Below are 21,639 nucleotides of genomic sequence, written 5' to 3'. Positions count from 1 at the left end.
CCGGCCCGACCGCGAGAGCGATCGAGCCGGAAGGCCGCTTCAGGAGGTGGAGAGACGCACGGCTAGAAGGTCATCTTCAGGCCGACCGTCATGCGTCGGTCCGTCTTGATGACCTGGTTCACCGTGGAGCGGTCGTCGACGTAGAGGACCGACTGCTGGTCGGTCAGGTTGATCCCCTCGACCACCACGCGGATGTCGTCGTTGATCTGGTAGCTGAACGACGCGTCCAGGAAACCTTGCGGGATCAGGTACTGATACAGGCCAATCGGCTTGCCGTCCGCAGCGATGCCGGACCCCAGGCTGTTGGAGTTGATGTTCAGCCCCACGGTTTGGGCCGACTCCGAACGGTAGTTGTAGGCCAGCCGCGCGTTGATCGGGCCGTTCTCATAGTAGGCGATGACGTTGAACGTGTTCTGCGACAGACCTTCGTATGGTGCGCCCGTCGTCGTCTCGGCGTCCGAGTAAGTGTAGTTCAGCACCGTGCCGAACCCTTCGATCGGCAGGAAGGTGAACGGCTGCTGGTAGCTCAGCTCGATCCCCTGAATCGTCGCGCCCGATCCGTTGATGCGCTGGGTGATGAAGAACTGGTTGCCTAGCGGATCGCCCGGTGGACGGTTCAGCGGCACATAGCCGGGAATCTCGGCCAGGGTCGTCTGCGAGATCAGGAAGTTGGTCACGTCCTTGTAGAAGATCGTGCCCGAGATCAGGCCGTCCTCCGAGAAGTACCACTCCAGCGCGGCGTCGTAGTTGGTGGCCTCGTAAGGCAGCAGGTTCGGGTTGCCGATTGAGGCCGTGCCGCCGCCTGGGATGACGTTGAAGCTGGTCGTCAGGTCGGCCAGGTCCGCGCGCTGCAGAATCTTGGCGGCCGCGAACCGCAGCACCAGATCCTCGCTGAGGTCGAAGCGGATGTTACCAGCCGGCAGGGTGTCGGTGTAGGAGTTGGAGACCGAGATCGGCCGTGACTGGGCGTCGAACCCGCTTGAGGTCAAATCGGTCTTGACCACCCGCACCCCGACGTTGGCCCGCATGCGCATGCCGAACACCTCGGTGTCGATATCCGTCGTGGCCCACAGGCCCTGGGTCTCCTCCTCGACCCGCGCCACGCTCAACGGCAGCAGCGCGCGCCGGCCGTTGAAGTTCAGCAGGTTGCGCCAGTTGCGCGATCCGTTCTCGACGTTCTGACCCGTGTAGACGGTGGTCAACCACTCGCGCGGGAAACTCCCGCCCTCGCCGGAGAAGAAGCCGCCTTCGGACGGGAAGTTGCGCGTCACGATCCCGTTGAACGGGCTCTGCGAGGCGTTCAGCCGCACGCCGTTGCGGTAGAAGGCCGGGTTGGTCGTGTCGTTGAACTCGTTGCCGATATTGGCTTCCGAGGCCGTGAACAGGAAGTCGCTAGACCGGACCCCGAACTTCACATTGTCGAAGATGCCGTCGGCGAACTGATACTGGCCATCCAGGGTGATGATGTTGTTCCGCTGGCGAGCCTTCGTCAGACGATCGAACGTCAGGTTCGGAACGAACTGGGTCTCGTCGAAGAAGTTGTAGGGCTGTCCCGCCGCCGTCAGAATCTCGATGTTGTAGGGCGAGGTGTCGCCCGTCGGCCGCACGTTCACCGTCGCCAGCGGACCGCCGAAGCGCAGGATCTGTGCGACCTCCTGGTAGTCGCCGGCCGAGGTTGCCGCATCCAGGGTGAAGGTCCAGGACCCCGGCGTCCACTGGCCGTTGAACCCGATCGTGTGGGTGTTGAGGGCCTCCGGCGTATAGCGACCGTCGACGTTGACTGCCGAGTTGCGATAGGTGCCGCTCTGCAGGAAACCGTTGGAATTCAGCACGATGTTTGATGCGTTCGCCGTGCCGAAGCCGTTAGCCACGCTCATGAAGGCCGCGGTCGTATCGTTGATCAGGCGCGCCGCCGTGCCGTCCAGCCGCAGCAGCATGTCCTCGTGTGGCCGCCATTGCAGGGTCAGGTCCCCGCCGATCCGCTCCCGCTCCGTCAGAAGGCTGCTGAATCGATAGTCATTCGGCCGGATGTAGTCGTTACGGACGCCGTCCCGATTGAAGTCGAACCCGGTCGTGGTCGGCGCGATGCCAATCTGCATGCCGCCTTGGTTGAAAGCGGCATCCTGGCGGATGGAACGACGGCTGTAGGACACCCCGAAGGACGCGCCGAACGTGTCGGTGATTCGGTCCGCGATGAAGAAGGTCCCGCGCGGATCCCACTCTTCGCTGTAGTCGGAATAGGTCGCTTCCAGCCCCGCCGAGATGGTGCGGTCCGAGAAGCTCAGCGGCTTCCTGGTCACTAGATTTATGGAACCGCCCAGCGTGCCTTCCGGCTGCGACGCCAGCACCGATTTGGACACCTCGACAGCCTCAAAGAAGTCGGCGGTCAGGTTGCGTAGGTCGAAGTCGCGGGTCCGGCCCGGCGACGCCGCCGAGCGGCCGTTGATGTAGGTAGTGGCGGCTAGGCCGCGAATGTTGGCGCTACGGCCTTCGCCGCCCTCGCGCGAAATCTGCACGCCCGTCACGCGCTGCAGCGAGTCGGCGACGTTCTCGTCCGGCAGCTTGCCAATGTCGGTCGCGGTGATGACCTCGACGATATTGTCCGCGTCGCGCTTCTGCTCGATTGAGGCGCGCAGGCTGCCCCGAATGCCGGTGACGATGATCTCGTCCACCTGATCGGCGTCCTGCGGATCGGCGACCTGGCTGCCGTCGGCGGTTTGAGCCAACGCGGCTGGCGCCACGAATAAGACTGCGGCAATCGCTGAACCCATCAGCGCGCGCGACTTCAACGACCCGACACTCATTGCTTCTCCCCATAGCGACATGGCCGATTTTCAGCCTTATGCTTAGCTCGCCTACATATGAGGTTAGAACATATCTGATCAGTTGCGCAATAGGGCGTGAATGTGGGATTGACTGTCTGTCGTTTGCCGACGCGCGACGGTTGATGGAGACTGCGATTGACGACGCGTGAGCTTGAGGACCCGCTGGCGATGGACGAGATGAATCCGATCGGAAACGATCGGCCCCTGCTGTCTGACACGGTGGCTCAGTCCCTGACCCAGCAGATCATCGGCCGCGCCATGATGCCCGGCGATTCGCTGCCGTCCGAAAGCGACATCGGCAAACGATTAGGCGTGTCCAAGCCTGTTGTGCGCGAGGCGATCCGCAAGCTCTCGGCTCTCGGCATCGTCGACATCAAACAGGGCAAGCAAACCACCGTCGGCCGCCTGGCCCCCGAGCCGGTGCGCCAGATGCTGCGCTTCGCCTTGCATATCAATCCGGAGGGTCTGCGCGACGCGGTCGAACTGCGACGCGCGCTGGAGACCTACGCAGTTCGCCGCGCAGCCGAACTGGCGACCGACGACGACATCGCCCGCCTTCGCGACGCCATGGCCACGCTCGAGGCCGACTTCGCGGATCAGGACAAGTGCGTCGTCGCCGACATCGCCTTCCACCGGCTGATCGCCCACATGTCGCGTAACTCCCTCGTCGCTTTCCTTATCGACGCCCTGTCCGATTCCATGGCCGAGACGATCTCAGTCCTGCGAGCGAAAACGCAAGGCCGCGACGAAAACACCCTTCCCCGTCACCGCATGCTGGTCGAAGCCATCGCCGCGCGAGACCCGGAGGCCGCCGTCGCCGCCATGCACCTGCATTTCCGCGCCGCCATGCCGACCGTCGACGCGGTTCTGGCGGAACGTCGGGGACGTTAGTTCAGGATTTTGTTTTTACCCTCGTGTTGTCGGGGGGACGAACGGACACCAAGTCCTCAGCCGGTCTTTGACATGTCATACTCATGTCCTCGGACGCTTCGGACGGTGTTTGTTTGTCCGTATCAGCCGCCCTGCGTCACGCAGGATCGTTCAAGCATCTCGGCCATCCGCTGATAGCCATCGGGGTTCGGATGCAGCCCGTCGTCGGTGAACGCCTGTTGCATCAGGCCGTCTTCCCCCGCCAACGCCGAGAAATAGTCCAAATAGCCGAACTGGCGCTCTCTCGCGAAAGCCTCCAGCCAAAGATTCATTTCCCGTATTTTCCCCGGGTCTCGGTGCAGTGTTTGCGGCGCATCCGGCTTGTCGCACACCGGCGTCATCGACCCGATCGTCATGGTGATCCCGTGCGCCCGCGCGATGTCCGTCATGGAGGCGATGTTGCGGCCGATTCGCACCCGCGCCGCCTCCCCCGCAGACGCCGCGTCTCCGACGAAGGCCCGGACGTCGTTGGCCCCGGCGGTCAGAACCATCGCGTCGGGCTCCAGGCCGATCACATCCTCCTGGATGCGCAGTAGCATCTGCACCGTCCTTTGCCCGAAGATCCCGCGGTTGATAAGCTGAGGGCCATCCGGCGAGAGCACCTGCAGATCGCCCCAGAACTCGGTGATGGAGTCACCTAGTAAGACGATCCGTCTGGCCGGCCTCGGCAACGCCCGCAGCCGCTCGTTGTAGGCGGCGTATCGCCCGATCTCGGCCACGTCGGCGACCTGCATGACCCAGCGGGTTGCGAACTCCGCCAGGGTGACCTCCGCCACGCTGCGCTGGCCCAGCGGGTGGACGCTCGCGCGATCCACTCCCGTCCGGTCGCCGGTCTCGCTCATGATTGCTCCTTCACATCGGCCAACCGTTAGCATATCCGATAAGTCGGATTAACGGAGTCGCCATGCCGACCGCGATCGACATCGAGCCCATCCTCCTCGCCGACGGCCTCGTCTTCCCCGAGGGGCCAGCCTTCGCTTCCGACGGTGCCCTGTGGGGCGTGGAGATGAACGCCGGCGGCCTGTTCCGCTGGGCCGATGGCGAACTGACCCGGCTCAACGTCGGGGGCAAGCCCAACGGCCTGGCCATCCATGACGGTTCCGTCTTATTCTGCGACGCCGCTCAGGACGCCGTCTTCCGGCTCGCCTCGGACTGGCGCGAAGACGTCCGCATCGAACCGGTCGCCGAGACTGTTCTGGGCCGCGCCCTGACCGCCCCCAACGACCTGATCTTCGATCCCTCCGGCGCGATGATCTTCACCTGCCCCGGCGACTCAAAGGCCGGCCCCATGGGAACGGTCTGGGTCCGATCTCCCGATGGCGACGTCGCCCTCGTCGCCGAGGCCCTGCACTTCCCCAACGGCCTGACCCTGACGCCCGACGGCCGTGATTTGATTGTCGCGGAGACCCTGGGTCAGCGCCTGTGGCGAGGCGGCTGGAATGGCGAAACGCGCGCCTGGGCCGACCCCCGCCCGTGGGTCGAGGTCGGCGGTGCCCCCCTCGGCCCTGACGGCATGGCTTACGCCCCGGACGGCCTTCTCTACGTTGCCCTCTACGGTTCCGGCCTCGTCCAGGCCATCGACGACACGGGTCGGATCGTCCGCACCTTTCCCGTCCCCGGCGACAAGCCGACCAACCTCGCCTTCGACCCCTCGGGCGAGCTCGGCATGGTCGTCACCGAGGCCACTAACGGCCTCCTCCTCAGTTACCCCGGCGTCGGCGCGGCGTGAGCGAAGCCCCCGCCCTGATCCGGCTGACCTCACCCGACGGCCGGCTCGTCGCCTGGATCGCTCCGGACCAGGGCGCCGAGCTGTGCGGCCTCGCCTGGGACGGACAAGAACTCCTCTACCGAGGCCTGGACTTCTCCCCGACCTTCGGCTGGACCGGCCGCGCCCCGATCCTGTGGCCCGCCATTGGCCGCACCTTCGCCCCCGGTCCCGAACCGACCGCCGAGACCTTCAAACAGGCGCCTCTCGGCTGGACCGCCGATGGCGTCGACTATCCGATGCCGATGCATGGCTTCGCCAGATCACTGGCCTGGCGGGTGGAAGATCAGACAGAATCCACCCTCCGCCTTTGCCTGGCCGGCAGCGATCACACGCGGACCTACTACCCTTTTGGCTTTCGGCACACGCTCGACTACCTCCTGAGCGACGGGCTTCTGACCCTCCGCCATCAGGTGGAGGCGGACGTGGGCAACACCTGCCCCATGCCCTTCGTTCTGGGCAATCACGCCACCTTCGATCTGCCTCAAGCCGATGGGGCACCCGCAGGAGCTACCCTTGTCTCCAACGCTACCCATCGGATATTGCTCGACGCAGCGGGGCGACCGACCGGAAAAAGGATCCCGTTCACGCGTTTCGCCTCTCCCGCAGCTGTCAGCGACATCGAGACCTTTGACGTCATTCCCCTGGCGGCGGCTCACGAACCGCCGTGGGCGCAGCTCATCGATCCCTCGGGCCTTTCGGTGACCGTCAGCCATCACGCGCTCGATCGAGCCTTCTCGCCGCTGGAGTCCCTTACCCTATGGGGCAACCCAGGCGGCGGATATCTGTCCTTGGAGGCCTGGCTGGGCACGCCCAATGCGCTCGCGACGGGAGACGGCATCTTTCTTCTTCCCGGATCTAACCTGCAGTGGACTATGTCAATTGTCGTCACGTCGCAGTGGTGAGTGATGCGGTCCAGGAGCGCTGTCGTCATCTTGGGATCGCCGAACACGGTCGGCCATTCGCCGAAGGCGAGGTTGGTCGTGACGGTCACCGAGGTGCGCTCGTAGAGCTTGCTGATCAGGTGGAACAGCAGCTGACCGCCCGAGCGTGCGAACGGCAGGTAGCCCAACTCGTCGAGGACGACGACGTCGAGGCGGCAGAGCTGAGCGGCCAGCGCACCGGCCTTGCCCAGACGGGTTTCCTCCTCGAGCCGGTTCACGAGGTCGACGGTGTTGAAGTAGCGCCCCCGTGCGCCAGCGCGCACGACGTTGGCGATGATGGCGCTGGCCAGGCGCGTCTTGCCTGTGCCGGTCCCGCCGACCAGCACGACGTTGCGACGGTTCGCCAGGAAGGAGCCGTTGTGCAGGGAGCGCACCAGCCCCTCGTCGATTGGGGTGTCGTCGAACACGAAGGCGTCCAGGTCCTTCACGGCAGGTAGCTTGGCCGCCGCCATCCTGTAGCGGATGGAGGCCGCATGCGCCTGAGCGACCGTCAGGTCCTTCTGCTCGGGATGTTGGCGTAGCTCGCCCCAGCGACGGCATTCCGCCTCCAGCCAGCCGTTCAGCTCCTCCAGACTGGTGAAGCGCAGGCGGGGCTGGAAGAACCGCCCCCGCACCGTCTGAACCTGGTGCTCGACCTGGCCCTTCTCCCAGCCCGCCGCCGGCGAGCAGGCTGTCGGCTCGACCATGTAGTGGCTCGCCATGACCAGGAAGCGCCGGTTGAACTCCGCATCCGGCTCCCGGATCGCCTTGCGCACCACCTTGCGCGACAATCGAAGGTCTCGCGCGACCGCCTTGATCGCCTTCCCGGACGCAAACTCGCGCCGGATCCTCAACACCGTCTCCAACACCAACATCCCGAGCCCGCCGCCTGACATCCGCCAAGCCGGCACCGTTAGACATCAGGAATGAGGGGGCCTTATTCGACGCCGATCACCCCGCTAACGGGGTCCCTTTTCCACGCCGATCCACAATTGAGAACGAACATCAACGAGCGCCGCCGACGCCTAACTCTAGGCGGAATCCACGATGTCTGCTGTTGGAGCAGACACACCAAGGGTCGCGAGCGGCGTGATCGAAATCAGCGTCGCTCGATGGTCGCCCCGCTGATTTCGATCCTAGAGAACCGGGCGCGGGCCGCTGCGTCGCCCAGAGCCTCCGCCCGAATAAAAGTGGTAGTCAGGTCAACCACTGCGGAAAACGTCGCATCGTCGGCGCTGACAACAAGGTTGTGGTCGGCCTCCGGAACGATCACGAGCGCGCTGCCTGGCACCGAACTGTGATCGTACAGGGCGCGGTGACTGCGCCACTCCGTAACAAATCCCGGAACGACATCATGGTCGCCCGTCACCACCAGCACCGGTGCGCTGAGGTTACGATAGGTATCCGGGGTCATGAGCCCCGGAATGATGCCGGGGCTCGAAAAGGCGACAAGCGCCTTTACGCCGGGGTCGCTTTGGGCGCCGACAGGCGTCGACGCGCCAATGGCCAGTGAGGACATCAGGCTGCCGAACGAATGGCCCATCACGACAAGCGGCAGTCCGGAATGGGTCGCCCCGGCATAGCCGCGGGCGATCGCAAGGTCCTCCAGCCGGGATATGAAGCTCGCCGGCCCGCCTGAACCGGAGATATCACCACGCGCGAGGGCGTCATCATGAACCGGTGCGATGACCGTGAATCCTTCTTGGGCCAATGCTCGCATCATGCGCTCGTACGCGGCAGGCTGACCGCCGCCCCCTGCACTGAAGACGACGACGACGGTCGGGTTGCTGGCAGCCCAGACCCTGACTTCTAGTTCGCGGCCGGCGGAGGCTGGAAGACGCACGACCTGTTCGGCCGCGACGACTTCGGCCAGACCTTGCGCCGACGCGGGTGCGCAGCCCACCAACAGCAGAGCTGCTACCGTTCCGATCAGGTTTAGACGAATATTCATGTGTTCTCTCTTCGCTTCGTTCTGTCTATCCTCAGGCCTCCGTCGCCCTGTGCAGCCCGATTTGCGCCACTGGCCATTCGCCATGCGTGAATGAACACGCCGCCTTCTGTCACATCGAAATTCGTGGCCAAGGGGGCTCTCCTAGAATGTCGTCATGCCCTTTTTACCCGTTCAACGTCATCGAACCTTTCTGCGCGGTCTTGTTGTGGCCGTGCTCGGCGGGGCCTTTCTCGCCACGGCCGAAGCCTTCGGCGGCGCAAGCACGCCCTATCCGCAGCGGCTGCTTTTCTGGGTCACGCTAATGATCTCGGGCGGTCTCTTGGGCCATCTCTGCAGCTCGGTGGTCCGACAGTTCGTTGATGTGGATGATCGGCCTTGGCTGGCCGTTGCCCTCCTGACCTTTGCTATCACCGGGCCTGTGGCCGTCGTCGTCTGGGGCGCGACCGGCCTGTTTTCTGACCAGACCCTTTTACCCATCTCAAGCCTGACCGGGCTGCTCTGGCCTGTAGCCTTGGTGACCGCCGGAGCGCTGCGACGGGCAGCCTTGTGAGGGGCTCTGTCAGGCTGGTTAGTTTCGCTAGGCTCAGGACCCATTGATGTGATGCGCTCGATCTGATTCAGCCTCTGCAAGGAGACCGGATATGAGCGACCTTTATTGGCTGACGGACGAGCAGATGGAGCGGCTCAGGCCGCACTTTCCCAAGAGCCACGGCAGGCCGAGGGTGGATGATCGTCGGGTACTGAGCGGGATCATCTTCGTGAATCGCAACGGGCTGCGCTGGCGTGACGCGCCGCCGGTCTATGGGCCACACAAGACGTTGTACAATCGCTGGAAGCGGTGGAGTGAAGCGGGCGTCTTCATCCAGATGATGCAGGGCCTGTCCGGCGGCAAGGCCGAGCGCCGCACGGTGATGATCGACGCGACCTATCTCAAAGCGCACCGCACGGCTTCGAGCCTGAGTGTAAAAAAGGGGGTCTCGGGCGGCTGATCGGATGCACCAAGGGCGGCATGAACACCAAGCTGCACGCTGTGACCGACGCCAACGGACGTCCGATCAGCCTCTTTATGACGGCAGACCAGGTTAGCGATTACATCGGCGCCGCCGCCCTGTTGGAGAGCCTGCCGAGGGCGCAATGGTTGCTGGGCGACCGGGGCTATGACGCGGACTGGTTCAGGGAGGCCTTGCAGGCCAAGGGCATCACACCCTGCATTCCCGGCAGGAAGTCCCGCACCGAACCCGTCAAATACGACAAGCGCCGGTACAAAAGCCGAAACCGCATCGAGATCATGTTCGGCAGGCTAAAGGACTGGCGGCGCGTGGCCACCCGATACGATCGATGCCCGACCGTCTTCCTGTCCGCCATCGCCCTCGCCGCTGCCGTGCTCTTCTGGCTATGAGTCCTGAGCCTAGCATAGCCAGGGCACCCCGGGTCGGCGATACCCGCAACTAAATTCAGAGTTATGAAGTGCAATATGAAGCGTGGATGGGGTCTGATAAAATCTTAATCAAAACAGTGATTTGACAGAAGAAGTGGCGCACCCGACAGGATTCGAACCTGTGACCCCTGCCTTCGGAGGGCAGTACTCTATCCAGCTGAGCTACGGGTGCATCCGCCGGGCCTCGCGGCCGGACGAAGGGCCTTACAGCAGGTCGCGGCCGGCCTCAATCCCGGAAAGGCTGGACCCGGAACGGCTTGGCGAAGGGCGCGGCCCCGCCTAGCGTGCCGGGGTCTTTGCGGAGTCCGTCCATGCGTCGCCTGTTCCTTGCCGCCCTCGCCCTGCCCCTTCTGCTGGTCGCGGCCTGCGCCACCGCCCCTTCGCCCGATCCGTCCGGCGACAGTCTGGATGCCGTGGCGCGGGACTATGTCGCCCTGATCCTGGAGATCGGCGAGCGCGAGCCCGGCTATGTCGACGCCTACTACGGCCCGCCGGAATGGGCCGCGGCGGCGAAAGCCAACCCGCGCGAGGTCCCGGCCCTGATCCAGGGCGCAGCCTCCCTTGCCGGGCGACTGAACGCCCTGTCGACGCGGGGCGCGGAGCCCGCCGTGGTGCAGCGAAAGGCCTATCTGCTGGCTCATGTCTCGGCGGCATCGGCCCGTCTGCACATGATCGGCGGGGAGCGGATGAGCTTCGCCGACGAGGCCTATGCCCTGTTCGGCGTCCGGCCCGAGCTGAAACCGCTGACCGCCTATGATCCGATCCTGGCGCGGATCGACGGTCTGGTTCCGGGAGCCGGCCCCCTGGCCGACCGGGTCTCGGCCTTCCGTAACGGCTTCGTCATTCCGACCGACCGGCTGCAGGTCGTGATGGACGCGGCCATCGCCGAGTGCCGCGCCCGGACGATCCGCCATATTCCCCTGCCGGCCAACGAGCGGTTCACCCTAGCCTTCGTCACCGACAAGCCATGGTCAGGCTACAACTATTTCCAAGGCGACGCGGCCTCGAAGATCGAGATCAACACCGACCAGCCGATCTTCACCGACCGGGCGATCGACCTGGGCTGCCATGAGGGTTACCCCGGTCACCACGTCTACAACGCCCTGCTGGAACGGACCTTCGTCGCCGAGCGCGGCTGGGTCGAGATGAGCGTCTATCCGCTGTATTCGCCGATGTCGTTCGTGGCCGAGGGCAGCGCCAACTACGGCATCGATCTGGCCTTCCCCGGCGACGAGGCGGCGACGTTCGAGCGCGACGTCCTGCTGCCTCTGGCGGGACTGACCGGCGCCCCGGTCGAGGAAAAGGCCGAGCTGAACGCCCTGGTCCGCCAGCTGGCGCGGGCCGAATACACCATCGCCGACGACTATCTGGCCGGCCGCGTCGGTCGCGAGGCGACCATCGCCAAACTGTCAAAATACATGCTGACGACAACCGAGCGGGCGACCCAGCGGCTGCGCTTCATCGAGACCTACCGCAGCTACATCATCAACTACGGCCTCGGACGCGACACGGTGCAGGCCTGGGTCGAACGCCAGGGTCCCGACCCCTGGGACGGCATGGAGACATTGCTGTCCAGCCAGATCCTGCCGGCGGATATCATCTGAGGCGGAGCCGACTGAGCGCGACTCCAAAAAGCGAGTCGACAGAGTCGACAGAGTCGCGCCGGCCAGGGCAGTCGGGATGGCGATGTCAAAGACCGGGAGACAGTGTCTCACGGTTTTCAGGGGCGCCTGGGATAAAGCTCTAAATCGTGGCCGGGCGTTGATCCGATTGAGGAAATCGGACGATCCGTTGACGGGTGTGGTGCGCTTTCCCTCTCCCGGCGGGAGAGGGCTTGAGCGTCCAGGAGCGTCAGCGATTGGAAACGCGAAAGGGTGAGGCGGAACGGCTATTGAGCCGTCATGCCGCCGTCGATCTTGAACTCGGCGCCGGTGACGAATTTGGCTTCGTCGGAGGCGAGGTAGAGGACGCAATAGGCCACGTCGTTCGGTTCGCCGATCCGCTTGAGCGGGATGCCGCGCGCCAGCCGTTCGTGAGCCTTGGCCTCGTCACCGCCGGCCATGGCGATGAAGGGATCGAGGATGCCGGTCTTGATGAAGACCGGGTGGACCGAGTTGACGCGGACGTTCCACTCCATCTTCGCGGCCTCAAGGGCGACGGTCTTGGTGTACATCCAGACGCCCGCCTTGGTGGCGTTGTAGGCGCCCATGCCCGGCCCTGCGGCCAGGCCTGCGATCGACGAGATGTTGACAATGGAGGCCGAGCCAGACGCCCGCAGATGCGGCATGGCGTGTTTGCAGCCGAACATGACCGAGCGCAGGTTGATCTCGTACTGGCGCTGCCAGTTTTCGGCCGTGTCCTGCTCGCAGAAGAGCAGGACGTCGCCAACGCCGGCGTTGTTCACCAGGACCGACAGGCTGCCCATGTCGGCCGCGGCCCGTGCGACGACATCGATCCAATGGGCTTCCGAGGCCACGTCGTGGGCATAGGCGAAGGCGGCGCCCGGGATCTCGGCGTTGATCCGTTTGGCCAGGTCTTTCGCGCCCGCGCCGTTGATGTCGGTGATCGCGACCTTCGACCCTTCGCGCGCCAGCATCCAGGCGATGGCCTCGCCCAGTCCCTGGGCCCCGCCCGTGATCAGTGCGGCCTTGCCCGCGACGCGTCCTGCCGTGCTCATTGTCATTCCCCTCCCAGGGATTTCGCGGCGGCGTCGATGAAGCGCGCCATCGTCGTGTCGAGTTCGGTGACGCCGCCGGCGTCGTGGGTCGTCAGCAGCACCGTGACCCGGTTGTAGACGTTCGACCATTCCGGATGATGGTCCATGGTCTCGGCCTTCAAGGCCACGCGCATCATGAAAGCAAAGGCGGTGTTGAAGTCGGCGAACTTCAGCGTCCGCTCGATCGCGGGGCGGTCGCCGTCGTGGACGGACCAGCCGGTCAGGCCCTGGATGGCGGCTGCGGGATCGAGGGTCGGTCTGGCCATGAATGTCTCCTGATCGTCGGGGGTAGCGGCAGCGCCGCGCCCCCGCAAGGCGCCGCTACGTCAGCCGGCCGGCCGGCACTGGAACAGACGAAGACGCTGAGGCGTTGGGAAGCGTCGCCTTACGGAACGGAGCTACATCGTGGACAATCTCTGGATCGCCTCGCTGGACGACGCCGACCGCAAACGGCTGGAGCCGCACCTGGCCGAACGGGCTTTCACCCAGGGGCAGATGCTGTACGACGCGGGCGAGGCTGTGGACCAGGTCTGGTTCCCGCTGAACGGGGTCGTCTCCCTGATGACCGTCCTGCCCGAGGACAGGATGGTCGAGACCGCCGCCATCGGTCGAGAAGGCCTGATCGGCGTGACCTGCGGCCCGATGAACGCCCGCGCCTCGAGCCGCGCCATCGCCCAGATCGAGGGCTCCGCCGCCTGCTGCTCCGCAGACATCTTCTCCGATGCCCTGGCAGAGAGCCCCGGCATGCGCACCGCCCTGTCCAAATTCACCGAAAGCCTGTTCGCCCAGGTGCAGCAGACTGCCGCCTGCAACGCACAGCACCGGCTGGACGAGCGGCTGGCCCGCTGGCTGCTGACCCTGCACGACCGCGCCCAGTCAAACCGGTTCCACCTGACCCAAGCGGACATCGCCGTCATGCTGGGTGTTCGTCGCGCGACCGTTTCCGAAGCCGGGGCCGAGCTCGAGGGCAAACACCTGATCCGGCGCGGCCGGGGCTGGGTCGAGGTGCTGGACCGCAAGGCGCTCGAGGAGGCCGCCTGCGGCTGTTACGGCGCCATGCGCGGGGTGATGAAGGATCTCGGCGTGCCGCGGCCCAGGGCGCCGCACGCCTGAGTCGATGGCCCGCGAAGGCGAGGCCCGGTGACGCAGGCTTCACAGCGCGCTAGACCGCAAAGATGAGCGCTTCTCCAGATTCCTCTCAGCCTCGGGGCCCGCACTCGTCAGGCGGCACCTCCTCCTTCGGTTTCCGCGATGTGGACGCCCGCGAGAAGGTGCGGATGGTGCGGGGCGTGTTCGACAGCGTGGCCTCCAGCTACGACCTGATGAACGACCTTATGAGCGGGGGCGTGCACCGGCTGTGGAAGGACGCGGCCGCCGCCAGGCTGAACCCCCGACCGGGCGAGACCATCCTGGACGTCGCGGGCGGCACCGGCGACATGGCGCGGCGCTATTCGAAGATGGCGCGGCGGGCGCAGGAGCGGCGCGGCGGCGAGGATGCCTCCGTCATCGTGCTCGACTACAATGCCGAGATGATCCTGGCCGGCGTCGAAAAGGGCGGCGAGCCGGAGATGATCTGGACCGTCGGCGACGCCATGGCCCTGCCGATCCCCGACGCCTCGGTCGACGCCTATTCGATCAGTTTCGGCATCCGCAATGTGTCGGACATCGCCGTGGCCCTGAAGGAGGCGCGGCGGGTGTTGAAGCCCGGCGGGCGGTTCCTGTGCCTGGAGTTCTCGCGGCCCACGGCCGAGGCGGTGCGCAAGGCCTATGACGCCTGGTCCTTCCACGCCATTCCGCGCATCGGCGGCTGGGTGGCCAAGGATCGCGACAGCTACCAGTATCTGGTCGAGAGCATCCGCCGCTTCCCCGACCAGTCGACCTTCAAGGCCATGATCGAGCAAGCCGGGTTCTCCCGCGTCGCCGTGACCAACCTGTCGGGCGGCGTCGCCGCGATCCACTTCGGGTGGGCGGTCTGAGCTTTCCGGCCGCATATCGGGTCGCGCCCGCCGCCCCGCCGACCGTGGCCGTGCGCGATCCCGTCGGCGCGACCTGGCGGCTGATCCGCTGGGGCGCCGCCCTGGCCAGGCACGACGCCCTGCTCCCGCGCGAGATCACCGGCCTGCTGCCCGCCTGGGTCAGGGTTCTCGCGGGGTTCATCCACCTGTTCGCCGGGCGCGAGGGTCGCGACGGACGGCCGGGCCAGCGTCTGGGTCGGGCGTTCGAAACCCTGGGGCCGGTGGCGATCAAGCTCGGTCAGGTCATGGCCACGCGGGCCGACATCTTCGGCATCGAGTTTGCGCGCGACCTGGGCCGGCTGAAGGACAAGCTGCCGCCCTTCCCGACCGACGAGGCGCGCCGCGAGATCGAGCGCTCCCTCGGTCGGCCGGTCGAGAGCCTGTTCATCGATTTCGGCGATCCGATCGGGGCGGCCTCCCTGGCCCAGGCACACCCCGCCTGGCTGGCCGATGGGCGCAAGGTGGCGGTCAAGGTGCTGCGCCCCGGCGTGGAACGTCGCGTGGTCAAGGGGCTGGACGCCATGCGTCTGGCGGCCGGACTGGTGCACAGGCTGGTCCCTGCGGCGCGGCGACTGGAGCCCGAAGCCTTCGTCGAGACTGTGGCCCGGTCGATGTATCTGGAGCTCGACATGCGGCTGGAGGCGGCGGCGGCCTCCGAATTACACGACATCATGGAGAAGGCCCGGGCCGACGGCGCCCATATGACCGCGCCCAAGGTGGTCTGGGACGGGGTCGGCAAGCGGGTGCTGACCCTGGAGTGGGCCGTGGGCCTGCCAATGACCGACCCGGCCGCGATCGAACAGCCGGGCATGGACATCAACGCCCTTGCCGACAATGTCGTCCGCGCCTTCCTTGTCCAGGCGCTGGACTACGGGACCTTCCACGCCGACCTGCACGAGGGAAATCTGTTCGCCTCGGCCCCGGCCGAGCTGAGCGCCGTCGATTTCGGCATCATCGGCCGGCTGAACCCCGGCGAGCGGCGCTACCTCGCCGAGATCCTGTGGGGCTTCCTGACGCGCGACTACCCGCGCATCGCCCGGGTCCATTTCGAGGCCGGCTACGTGCCGCCGCACCATTCGGTCGAGGCCTTCGCCCAGGCCTTGCGCGCCGTTGGAGAGCCGGTAATAGGCCGTGCCGCGTCCCAGGTCTCGATGGGCCGGTTGCTGGGCCAGCTGTTCGAGATCACCGCCCTGTTCGACATGCATTTGCGGCCCGAACTGATCCTGCTGCAGAAGACCATGGTCTCGGTCGAGGGTGTGGCGCGACGCCTGAACCCGGACCATGATCTGTGGGCCGCGGCCCAGCCGGTGGTGGAGCGCTGGATCACCCGCGAGCTCGGTCCCAGGGCCCAGGTGCGGGACGGCCTGCGCGAGATCCTCTCGGGCGCCCGGGCCCTGTCGCGACTGGTGCAGGAGCCGCCCACCAGCCAGACGGTCATCGTCGAGCGGGTGAAGACCCCGACCTGGCTGGCCGTCTGCGTCGTCGTCGCGACCGGCCTCTCGGCCGCCGCCCTCATTGTGTCGCTTTGGCCCCGGATTGTGGGATGACACAGTCGGAGTCCGCATGACCGTCTCGATCAAGATCCCCCTTCTCGTCCTCGCCCTGGCCGCCCTGGCCGGGCCCGTGCTCGCCCAGGCGACGCCCCCGGCGCAGCTGGCCCCCCGCGGAGGCGCCGCTGCCACCCTGCCCAACACCTTCGACAACCCGACCGCTCCGGCCGCGCCCGCCGTGCGCGCGCCCGCCGCCCCGGGCGGTCAGGTCTCGGATGCCCAGATGGCCGAGGCCGCGCTGCGCGCCGTCATCGAACAGCTCAAGGCCGGCGACATCCAGGAGGCGATGTTCACGCCGGACCTCGGGCGTCGCCTGAACAGCCAGATGACCACCTTCTCGCCCCTGGTCCAGGGCTTCGGCGACCTGCAGACGATCGAGCCGTCCGGCGTCGACGATGGCGTGGCCCAGTATCTGGTCACCTTCGACAATGCCGCGACCCAGTGGCTGATCGGGCTGGAAGAGGGCGGGCTGATCGCCGCCCTGCTGTTCCGCCCGGCGCCGCCTGAATCGTCCGACCCGCCGTCGCCCGACGCCTGATCCCCTCCGCCCCTCCTTTCGGGAACCCTCCATGAAGCGTCTCGCCCCCATCGTCCTCGGCGTGGCCGTCCTGGGTCTCGTCCCCGGCGGCTGCGCGTCCGGCCCGGGTGGCCCGATGGGGGGCCCCGGCGGTGCGCAGGGACCGGGTCCCGGCCTGTTCGTCAGTCCCTTCGGCGAGCTGTTCTTCGCCGAACCGGGCGAGCCCTGGCCGGTCGCCGGCTGGTTCTCGGGCGCCGATGCCGACAACGACGGCCGGGTGACGCAGGAAGAATTCACCGCCGACGGGATCCGCCAGTTCCGCGCACTGGACGTGCGCCGCGACGACCGGCTGACCCCCGACGAGATCGCGGCCTACGAAGCGGATCTGGCTGAGGCCCGCGCCCGTCTGCCGGGCATGGCGGGCGGGCCCCGTGAGCCCGGGCGCCGTCTGCAAGGCTTCAGCGGCGGCATGGCCCTGGGCCTGGCCGAACCCGCCCAGCAACAGGGCAGCCGCAGCGCCCCCCGCCAGCGCGCGCCGACCGGCCCGCTGGCCTACGGACCGATCGCCGCGGCCGGGTTCTTCAACTATCCGCAACCGGTCAAGGCCGCCGACCTCGACATCAACCAGACCGTGACGGCCCAGGAGTGGGCGCAGGCGACGGACCGCTGGTTCATCGCCCTGGACACCGATCAGGACGGCGCCCTGACCCTGGCGACCCTGCCGCGCACGCCGCTGCAGCAGATGATGGATCGCGGTCCGCGCTAATCCAGCGCCGGCTTGCCGCGTCCGCTCTTGATCGTGGCGCGGCCCGACTTGGCCTGGAGGCGGCGTTCCTTCGACGCCCGCGTCGGCCGGGTCGGGACGCGGTAGGTCGGGGCCACCGAGGCCTTGTCGACCAGGTCCTGAAGCCGTTCGATGGCGTCGGCGCGGTTGCGCTCCTGGGTCCGGTGACGAACGGCGGTGATCAGGATCACGCCCTCCAGGGTCAACCGGCTGCCGGCCAGTTTCATCAGCCGCTCGCGCACGGGCTCCCTCAGCGAGGGCGAGTTCCTGGCGTCGAACCGCATCTGCACGGCGGTCGAGACCTTGTTGACGTTTTGCCCGCCCGGTCCGCCAGCACGGTAGAAGTGAAACTCCAGCTCGCTCTCGGGGATGGTGGTCATCGCGGCGCCCGCTTCGCCATGATCACTGCGCGGTCCAGCGCCTGAAGAAAGGCCGAACGGTCCCTGGGCCCGAACGGCGGCGGGCCGGAGGTGGCGACCCCCATCGACCGCAGATGCTCGCCCACCATCCGCCCTGCGAGGGCCGAGCCGATCGAGTCCGGCGTGAAGGGATGGCCGTTCGATTTCAGCGCCTGTGCCCCGGATTTCAGGCAGCGGTCGGCCAGCGGGATGTCGGCGGTGATGACGATATCGCCCGGTCCAGCGCGTTCGGCGATCCAGTCGTCGGCGATGTCGGGACCGGCATCGACGACAATCTGTTCGATCCACGTTTCGCGTGGCGTGTTGATCCAGCTGTTCGAGACCACAAACACCTGCAGGCCGTAGCGGGCCGCCACGCGATAGACCTCGTCCTTTACCGGACAGGCGTCGGCGTCGATGAAGAGGCGGGGGGCGGCGGACATTCGCTCCCTATACCTCTCCCTCCCCCTGCGGGGGAGGGGCGTCGCGAAGCGACGGGGTGGGAGCGGCGAGGTGATCCAGACACAGACCCCGTCCCTGTTTCGCCTTGCCGCCCCCACCCGGCTTCGCTGGGCTCAGCCACCCTCCCCCCGAGGGGGAGGGAGAAGGCCTCGATTTACCGCCCGTAGGCGACCGGCATCCCTCCGGCCTGACGCCCGCCGTTGAGATAGCGGTCGCGCAGGAGGATCTGGCGGCTGGTCAGGGACTGTTCCTGGCCGTTGATGAACTCCGCCGTCACCGACGACAGAGGCTCCAGCGGATCGCCGGACCAGACGACCACATCGGCCGCTGCGCCCGCGCGCAGCTCGCCGAACTGGCCCGCCATGCCGAAGATACGCGCCGGATTGACCGTCAGGGCCGCGATGGCCGCCTCGAACGGCAGTCCGTGGGAGACGGCGTTCCCGGCGTTGTAGCGGGCCTCGCGCGCCCTGTGGACCGAGCCCTCGTTGCCCTTGATGGCGATGACGACCCCGGCGGCGTTCAGGGCCGCGGCATTCTCCATCCGCGCCGCCCGGGTCTCGAGATCGCCCGGCAGGTTGGAGATGGGGTTGAGCAGCACCGGCACGTCGGCGGCGGCTATGTCGGCGGCGACCAGCCAGCCTTCCTCGGCGCCGTCCAGGATCAGCTTGACCCCTTCCTCGCGGCCGAGACGCAGGACCTGCTGGATGTCGGCCGCCCGGTGGACGGTGACGATCAGCGGCAGGGTCCCGTTGGCGACCGGGATCAGAGCCTCGAGATCGGCGCGAGAGATCGACAGGTCGCGCAGGGCCGCGCGGTCATAGGCGGCCTTGTTGCGGGCATAGAGGCGGACCTCAGCCAGGGTTTCCTTGAACAGGGTGAATTCGGCGCCGCGCGCGCCGCCGGCGACACCCGCTCCGGCCTCGCCGAACGGAGCAACCATGGCCACGCGAGGCTGGACCAGGATGTCGGTCCCGGCCGCCAGGTGGATCACCGAGGCCGTGCCTGCGAACAGGCCCGGCGTCTGGAACCCGCCCGAACCGGCGCCGGCGAAATCCGAGTCATCCTGATGCTGGTGACCGCCCGAGCCGCCCGGATGGTTGGGGACAACGATGGCGCGGGTGATGCCGCCCAGACGCGCGACCGGAATGGCGATCGACCAGGGGTCGAGGCCGTAGCTGACGTCGAACGAGGCCGAGATGGTGTTGGCGCCGTTGGACTGATCCTCCGACCCCTGGACGGATGAAATCTCGGTCAGGCCGAGGCCGGAATCGACGGCGACGAAACCGGGGGTGACCACCTTGCCACGCGCGTCGATGACGCGGGCTCCGGCCGGAGCGGCCCCGGTCCCGACCGAGACGATACGGCCGCCGGAGATGACGACCGTGCCGTTCTCGATCACCGACGTACCCGTGAGGACGCGCCCCCCGGTGATGGCGGTCACTTGCGCCAGTGCGGGCATGGCCGACAGCGCCAGAGCGGTCAGGGAGATGAGGGCGAAACGGCGCATCAGCGGGCTCCCGGAACGATGTTGGCGGCTGCGATGCCGAAGCCGGGCTGGCCCAGCTCGAAGTCCGAGACAGGCTGATAGCGCGGGTCGAAGCGGTCGAACGTGAGAGCGCCGTCAATGAAGACCTGGTCGGCGCGAGCGTAGACCGAGAACGGATTGGCGCTCCAGATCACAACGTCGCCGCGCAGGCCCGGCGTCAGCGCTCCGGTCTCGTCGCCGATGCCGATCGAGCGGGCGGCGTTGGAGGTGATCCAGCCGATCGCGTGTTCCTCACTGATGTTCAGACCGGCGCGGCGACCCGCGGCGAGCGCGGCGGCGGCTTCCTGGTTCAGGCGCTGAGTCAGCTGGGCGTCGTCGGAATGGATGACGGCGCAACCGCCCTCGGCGGCATCGACCAGGGCGGCATTCTCCTCAACCGCGTCGAGCGCCTCCATCTTGAAGCCCCACCAGCCGGTCCACATGTCGGCGCAGACGCCGGCGGCGGCCAGTTGCGGCGCGATCTTGTAGGCCTCGACAGCGTGGTGGAAGGCCGTGACGCGATAGCCGAACTCATTGGCGATATCGAGCATCACCATCATCTCGTCGGCGCGGTAGCAGTGGTTCTGGACCAGGATAGACCCGTCCAGCACCCCGGCCAGAGTCTCGTTCTGCAGGTTGCGGGTCGGGGGCGAGCCCTCGCCGTCCTCGCGCCACTTGTCCCATTTGGCCTTGTATTCGCGGGCGGCGATGAAGGCGGCGCGATAGCCGGCGACATTGCCCATGCCGGTGGCCGGCGACTGGTTGCGGCCGCCGTAGACGCGCGACGGGTTCTCGCCGCAGGCCATCTTCACGCCATAGGGAGCGCCGGGGAACTTCATCCCCTGCATGCTGATCGACGGAATGTTGCGCACCGTCACCGAGCGGCCGCCGAACAGGTTGGCCGAGCCAGGCAGGATCTGGAGGGTGGTGACTCCGCCGGCGCGGGCGGTGTTGAACCCAGGGTCCTGGGGCCAGATCGAATGTTCGGCCCAGACCTGGGCCGTGTTGGGGCTGGTCGCCTCGTTGCCGTCGCTCATGCCGCTCACGCCGGGCGAGGGATAGACGCCGAGGTGGGAGTGGACGTCGATGACCCCCGGGGTCACGAAGCGACCGCGTGCGTCGACGACGCGGTAGCCGGCGGGGACAGGCATCGAGGCCGGACCCACGGCCTCGACCTTGCCGTCCGACATCAGGACGACGCCGTTCTCGATGCGCTGGTCCGTGCCGGTCAGGACCGTGCCGCCGACGATGGCGACGTTGTCACGCGGCAGCGGCTGGTAGGTCGAGGGATAGGGATCGAGGTTGGTCGAGGCGTCCAGACCGCGCGCCATGGTGCGATCCGTGGAGGCGCCGCCGCTGCTCGATCCGTCGGCCGCGGGCGGGGCGTCAGTGTCCGTTGTGGCGCAGGCCGATAGCGCCAGAGCGCAGGCGATTACGGCGAGGCTGGAGCCCCGCAAGGCGTGACGGATCATTAAACGCTCCCCTTCGCGCCGACGGCGCGGAACGGGGCGGATTACAAGAGCGTCTCAAGCCGTCCGTCAAAGGCGGAAACATTACATTCCTGTAAGGCGGTCGCGACGCTCCGCATCATCAAGGCCTTCGACCTCGATCATCTTCAGCCGGGACTGTCCGCCGCGCGCCAGGGACACTGCCGAACGGGCCACGCCCAGAGATTTCGCGAGCAGCAGGATCAGGGCGGCGTTGGCCCCGCCTTCGACCGGTCGGGCGCGCACGCGGACCTTGAGGACCGGCCGCCCTTCGGGGTCGACGTCCCAGCCGTCGATGCGATCAGAGGCCGCGCCGGGGGTCAGTTTGATGGCGATCCGGGCCATGGCATCAT

21 protein-coding genes, 1 tRNA gene and 2 pseudogenes are annotated in these 21,639 nt (G+C 66.9%); 11 read left to right on the top strand and 13 right to left on the bottom strand.

All coding sequences use genetic code 11. The features are described 5' to 3' along the window. Positions 1–62: 62 nt before the first annotated feature. Entirely contained in the window at positions 63–2,726 is a 2,664-nt protein-coding gene (locus ACP7AU_RS08265) for a TonB-dependent receptor (protein ID WP_426051090.1), read from the bottom strand. Positions 2,727–2,960: 234 nt separating this feature from the next. Here ACP7AU_RS08265 and ACP7AU_RS08260 point away from each other — a divergent pair, with 234 nt between their 5' ends. Further along, positions 2,961–3,716: a FadR/GntR family transcriptional regulator gene (locus tag ACP7AU_RS08260; RefSeq protein ID WP_426051089.1), complete on the top strand. Its 756-nt coding sequence runs from the start codon at positions 2,961–2,963 to the stop codon at positions 3,714–3,716. Positions 3,717–3,838: 122 nt separating this feature from the next. On the opposite strand, the gene ACP7AU_RS08255 is transcribed toward ACP7AU_RS08260, so the two are convergent. Further along, positions 3,839–4,597, bottom strand: a complete 759-nt coding sequence (locus tag ACP7AU_RS08255; protein WP_426051088.1) for a GDSL-type esterase/lipase family protein — start codon at positions 4,595–4,597, stop codon at positions 3,839–3,841. A gap of 62 nt (positions 4,598–4,659) precedes the next feature. Between ACP7AU_RS08255 and ACP7AU_RS08250 the strand changes: the two genes are divergently transcribed. Both ACP7AU_RS08250 and ACP7AU_RS08245 read left to right on the top strand, forming a co-directional pair. Then, positions 4,660–5,484, top strand: a complete 825-nt coding sequence (locus tag ACP7AU_RS08250) for an SMP-30/gluconolactonase/LRE family protein (protein WP_426051087.1) — start codon at positions 4,660–4,662, stop codon at positions 5,482–5,484. Then, positions 5,481–6,425, top strand: a complete 945-nt coding sequence (locus tag ACP7AU_RS08245; RefSeq protein WP_426051086.1) for a hypothetical protein — start codon at positions 5,481–5,483, stop codon at positions 6,423–6,425. Before ACP7AU_RS08250 ends, ACP7AU_RS08245 begins: the two co-directional genes overlap by 4 nt. Here the strand turns inward: ACP7AU_RS08245 and istB are convergent. The 3 genes and pseudogenes from istB to ACP7AU_RS08230 all read right to left on the bottom strand — a co-directional run. Continuing rightward, positions 6,410–6,937, bottom strand: a pseudogene (gene istB / locus ACP7AU_RS08240) (IS21-like element helper ATPase IstB); the annotation flags it as partial. The gene ACP7AU_RS08245 and the pseudogene istB sit on opposite strands and share 16 nt — an antisense overlap. Continuing rightward, positions 6,926–7,186, bottom strand: a pseudogene (locus ACP7AU_RS08235) (IS21 family transposase); the annotation flags it as partial. The pseudogenes istB and ACP7AU_RS08235, both read right to left, overlap by 12 nt. A gap of 356 nt (positions 7,187–7,542) precedes the next feature. Continuing rightward, positions 7,543–8,394, bottom strand: a complete 852-nt coding sequence (locus ACP7AU_RS08230; protein ID WP_426051085.1) for an alpha/beta hydrolase — start codon at positions 8,392–8,394, stop codon at positions 7,543–7,545. 154 nt (positions 8,395–8,548) lie between these two features. Here ACP7AU_RS08230 and ACP7AU_RS08225 point away from each other — a divergent pair, with 154 nt between their 5' ends. Both ACP7AU_RS08225 and ACP7AU_RS08220 read left to right on the top strand, forming a co-directional pair. Next, positions 8,549–8,944 (top strand): hypothetical protein, encoded by a 396-nt coding sequence (locus ACP7AU_RS08225; protein ID WP_426051084.1) that lies wholly within the window; start codon positions 8,549–8,551, stop codon positions 8,942–8,944. Positions 8,945–9,035: 91 nt separating this feature from the next. Then, positions 9,036–9,793, top strand: a protein-coding gene (locus ACP7AU_RS08220) for an IS5 family transposase (protein ID WP_426051083.1) whose coding sequence is annotated in 2 segments (ribosomal slippage) — positions 9,036–9,354 and positions 9,354–9,793 — 759 coding nt in all. Because the reading frame shifts where the segments join, the coding sequence is not laid out codon by codon here. Positions 9,794–9,927: 134 nt separating this feature from the next. Here the strand turns inward: ACP7AU_RS08220 and ACP7AU_RS08215 are convergent. After that, positions 9,928–10,004, bottom strand: a tRNA-Arg gene (locus tag ACP7AU_RS08215). Between the two features lie 139 nt (positions 10,005–10,143). Between ACP7AU_RS08215 and ACP7AU_RS08210 the strand changes: the two genes are divergently transcribed. Then, positions 10,144–11,436 carry a hypothetical protein gene (locus ACP7AU_RS08210; protein ID WP_426037935.1) on the top strand — a complete coding sequence of 431 codons (1,293 nt, stop codon included), beginning with the start codon at positions 10,144–10,146 and terminating at the stop codon, positions 11,434–11,436. Between the two features lie 284 nt (positions 11,437–11,720). Here the strand turns inward: ACP7AU_RS08210 and ACP7AU_RS08205 are convergent, their stop codons facing one another. Both ACP7AU_RS08205 and ACP7AU_RS08200 read right to left on the bottom strand, forming a co-directional pair. Continuing rightward, positions 11,721–12,515, bottom strand: a complete 795-nt coding sequence (locus ACP7AU_RS08205) for an SDR family oxidoreductase (protein WP_426037933.1) — start codon at positions 12,513–12,515, stop codon at positions 11,721–11,723. Next, a complete protein-coding gene (locus ACP7AU_RS08200; protein ID WP_426037931.1) occupies positions 12,512–12,814 on the bottom strand; it encodes a 4a-hydroxytetrahydrobiopterin dehydratase in 303 nt (100 codons plus the stop codon). The genes ACP7AU_RS08205 and ACP7AU_RS08200 overlap by 4 nt, the downstream gene beginning before the upstream one ends. 139 nt (positions 12,815–12,953) lie before the next feature. On the opposite strand from ACP7AU_RS08200, the gene ACP7AU_RS08195 reads away from it, so the two are divergent. The 5 genes from ACP7AU_RS08195 to ACP7AU_RS08175 all read left to right on the top strand — a co-directional run bounded on the left by ACP7AU_RS08195 (position 12,954) and on the right by ACP7AU_RS08175 (position 17,396). Continuing rightward, a complete protein-coding gene (locus ACP7AU_RS08195) occupies positions 12,954–13,661 on the top strand; it encodes a Crp/Fnr family transcriptional regulator (RefSeq protein WP_426051082.1) in 708 nt (235 codons plus the stop codon). Between the two features lie 62 nt (positions 13,662–13,723). Further along, a complete protein-coding gene (locus ACP7AU_RS08190; protein ID WP_426037927.1) occupies positions 13,724–14,524 on the top strand; it encodes a class I SAM-dependent methyltransferase in 801 nt (266 codons plus the stop codon). A 44-nt stretch (positions 14,525–14,568) separates the two neighbouring features. Next, positions 14,569–16,110, top strand: a complete 1,542-nt coding sequence (ubiB, locus tag ACP7AU_RS08185) for a 2-polyprenylphenol 6-hydroxylase (protein WP_426051101.1) — start codon at positions 14,569–14,571, stop codon at positions 16,108–16,110. 16 nt (positions 16,111–16,126) lie between these two features. Next, complete coding sequence (locus ACP7AU_RS08180) at positions 16,127–16,651, top strand: hypothetical protein (RefSeq protein ID WP_426037925.1); 525 nt, start codon at positions 16,127–16,129, stop codon at positions 16,649–16,651. Positions 16,652–16,682: 31 nt separating this feature from the next. Further along, positions 16,683–17,396 (top strand): hypothetical protein, encoded by a 714-nt coding sequence (locus ACP7AU_RS08175; RefSeq protein WP_426051081.1) that lies wholly within the window; start codon positions 16,683–16,685, stop codon positions 17,394–17,396. Here ACP7AU_RS08175 and arfB read toward each other — a convergent pair. The 5 genes from arfB to ACP7AU_RS08150 form a co-directional block, all read right to left on the bottom strand. Further along, positions 17,393–17,794, bottom strand: a complete 402-nt coding sequence (gene arfB, locus ACP7AU_RS08170; RefSeq protein WP_426051080.1) for an alternative ribosome rescue aminoacyl-tRNA hydrolase ArfB — start codon at positions 17,792–17,794, stop codon at positions 17,393–17,395. The two genes, ACP7AU_RS08175 and arfB, sit on opposite strands and share 4 nt — an antisense overlap. After that, on the bottom strand, positions 17,791–18,255 hold the full coding sequence (locus ACP7AU_RS08165) for a YaiI/YqxD family protein (protein WP_426037919.1): 465 nt from the start codon (positions 18,253–18,255) through the stop codon (positions 17,791–17,793). Before ACP7AU_RS08165 ends, arfB begins: the two co-directional genes overlap by 4 nt. Before the next feature lie 173 nt (positions 18,256–18,428). Beyond that, on the bottom strand, positions 18,429–19,781 hold the full coding sequence (locus tag ACP7AU_RS08160; RefSeq protein ID WP_426051079.1) for an amidohydrolase family protein: 1,353 nt from the start codon (positions 19,779–19,781) through the stop codon (positions 18,429–18,431). Continuing rightward, positions 19,781–21,271, bottom strand: coding sequence for an amidohydrolase (locus tag ACP7AU_RS08155; protein WP_426051078.1), 1,491 nt, complete (start codon positions 21,269–21,271; stop codon positions 19,781–19,783). Before ACP7AU_RS08155 ends, ACP7AU_RS08160 begins: the two co-directional genes overlap by 1 nt. Before the next feature lie 81 nt (positions 21,272–21,352). Further along, on the bottom strand, positions 21,353–21,631 hold the full coding sequence (locus tag ACP7AU_RS08150) for a DUF167 family protein (protein WP_426051077.1): 279 nt from the start codon (positions 21,629–21,631) through the stop codon (positions 21,353–21,355). Between the last annotated feature and the right edge of the window lie 8 nt (positions 21,632–21,639).

Origin of the sequence: Brevundimonas sp. SL161 (assembly GCF_049896985.1) — a bacterium.
In the GTDB taxonomy this organism is placed as follows: domain Bacteria; phylum Pseudomonadota; class Alphaproteobacteria; order Caulobacterales; family Caulobacteraceae; genus Brevundimonas.
Note: the sequence above shows the minus strand (reverse complement) of the source record. Positions and strands in the feature narration are given on the sequence as shown.

What these genes read in the sequence shown, in the direction of transcription:
- ACP7AU_RS08175 (WP_426051081.1), top strand. Translation starts at nt 16,683, where the DNA reads ATGAAGCGTCTCGCCCCCATCGTCCTCGGCGTGGCCGTCCTGGGTCTC.
- ACP7AU_RS08210 (WP_426037935.1), top strand. Translation starts at nt 10,144, where the DNA reads ATGCGTCGCCTGTTCCTTGCCGCCCTCGCCCTGCCCCTTCTGCTGGTC.
- ACP7AU_RS08190 (WP_426037927.1), top strand. Translation starts at nt 13,724, where the DNA reads ATGAGCGCTTCTCCAGATTCCTCTCAGCCTCGGGGCCCGCACTCGTCA.
- arfB (WP_426051080.1), bottom strand. Translation starts at nt 17,794, where the DNA reads ATGACCACCATCCCCGAGAGCGAGCTGGAGTTTCACTTCTACCGTGCT.
- ACP7AU_RS08165 (WP_426037919.1), bottom strand. Translation starts at nt 18,255, where the DNA reads ATGTCCGCCGCCCCCCGCCTCTTCATCGACGCCGACGCCTGTCCGGTA.
- ACP7AU_RS08160 (WP_426051079.1), bottom strand. Translation starts at nt 19,781, where the DNA reads ATGCGCCGTTTCGCCCTCATCTCCCTGACCGCTCTGGCGCTGTCGGCC.
- ACP7AU_RS08180 (WP_426037925.1), top strand. Translation starts at nt 16,127, where the DNA reads ATGACCGTCTCGATCAAGATCCCCCTTCTCGTCCTCGCCCTGGCCGCC.
- ACP7AU_RS08155 (WP_426051078.1), bottom strand. Translation starts at nt 21,271, where the DNA reads ATGATCCGTCACGCCTTGCGGGGCTCCAGCCTCGCCGTAATCGCCTGC.
- ACP7AU_RS08205 (WP_426037933.1), bottom strand. Translation starts at nt 12,515, where the DNA reads ATGACAATGAGCACGGCAGGACGCGTCGCGGGCAAGGCCGCACTGATC.
- ACP7AU_RS08255 (WP_426051088.1), bottom strand. Translation starts at nt 4,597, where the DNA reads ATGAGCGAGACCGGCGACCGGACGGGAGTGGATCGCGCGAGCGTCCAC.
- ACP7AU_RS08250 (WP_426051087.1), top strand. Translation starts at nt 4,660, where the DNA reads ATGCCGACCGCGATCGACATCGAGCCCATCCTCCTCGCCGACGGCCTC.
- ACP7AU_RS08230 (WP_426051085.1), bottom strand. Translation starts at nt 8,394, where the DNA reads ATGAATATTCGTCTAAACCTGATCGGAACGGTAGCAGCTCTGCTGTTG.
- ACP7AU_RS08150 (WP_426051077.1), bottom strand. Translation starts at nt 21,631, where the DNA reads ATGGCCCGGATCGCCATCAAACTGACCCCCGGCGCGGCCTCTGATCGC.
- ACP7AU_RS08200 (WP_426037931.1), bottom strand. Translation starts at nt 12,814, where the DNA reads ATGGCCAGACCGACCCTCGATCCCGCAGCCGCCATCCAGGGCCTGACC.
- ACP7AU_RS08225 (WP_426051084.1), top strand. Translation starts at nt 8,549, where the DNA reads ATGCCCTTTTTACCCGTTCAACGTCATCGAACCTTTCTGCGCGGTCTT.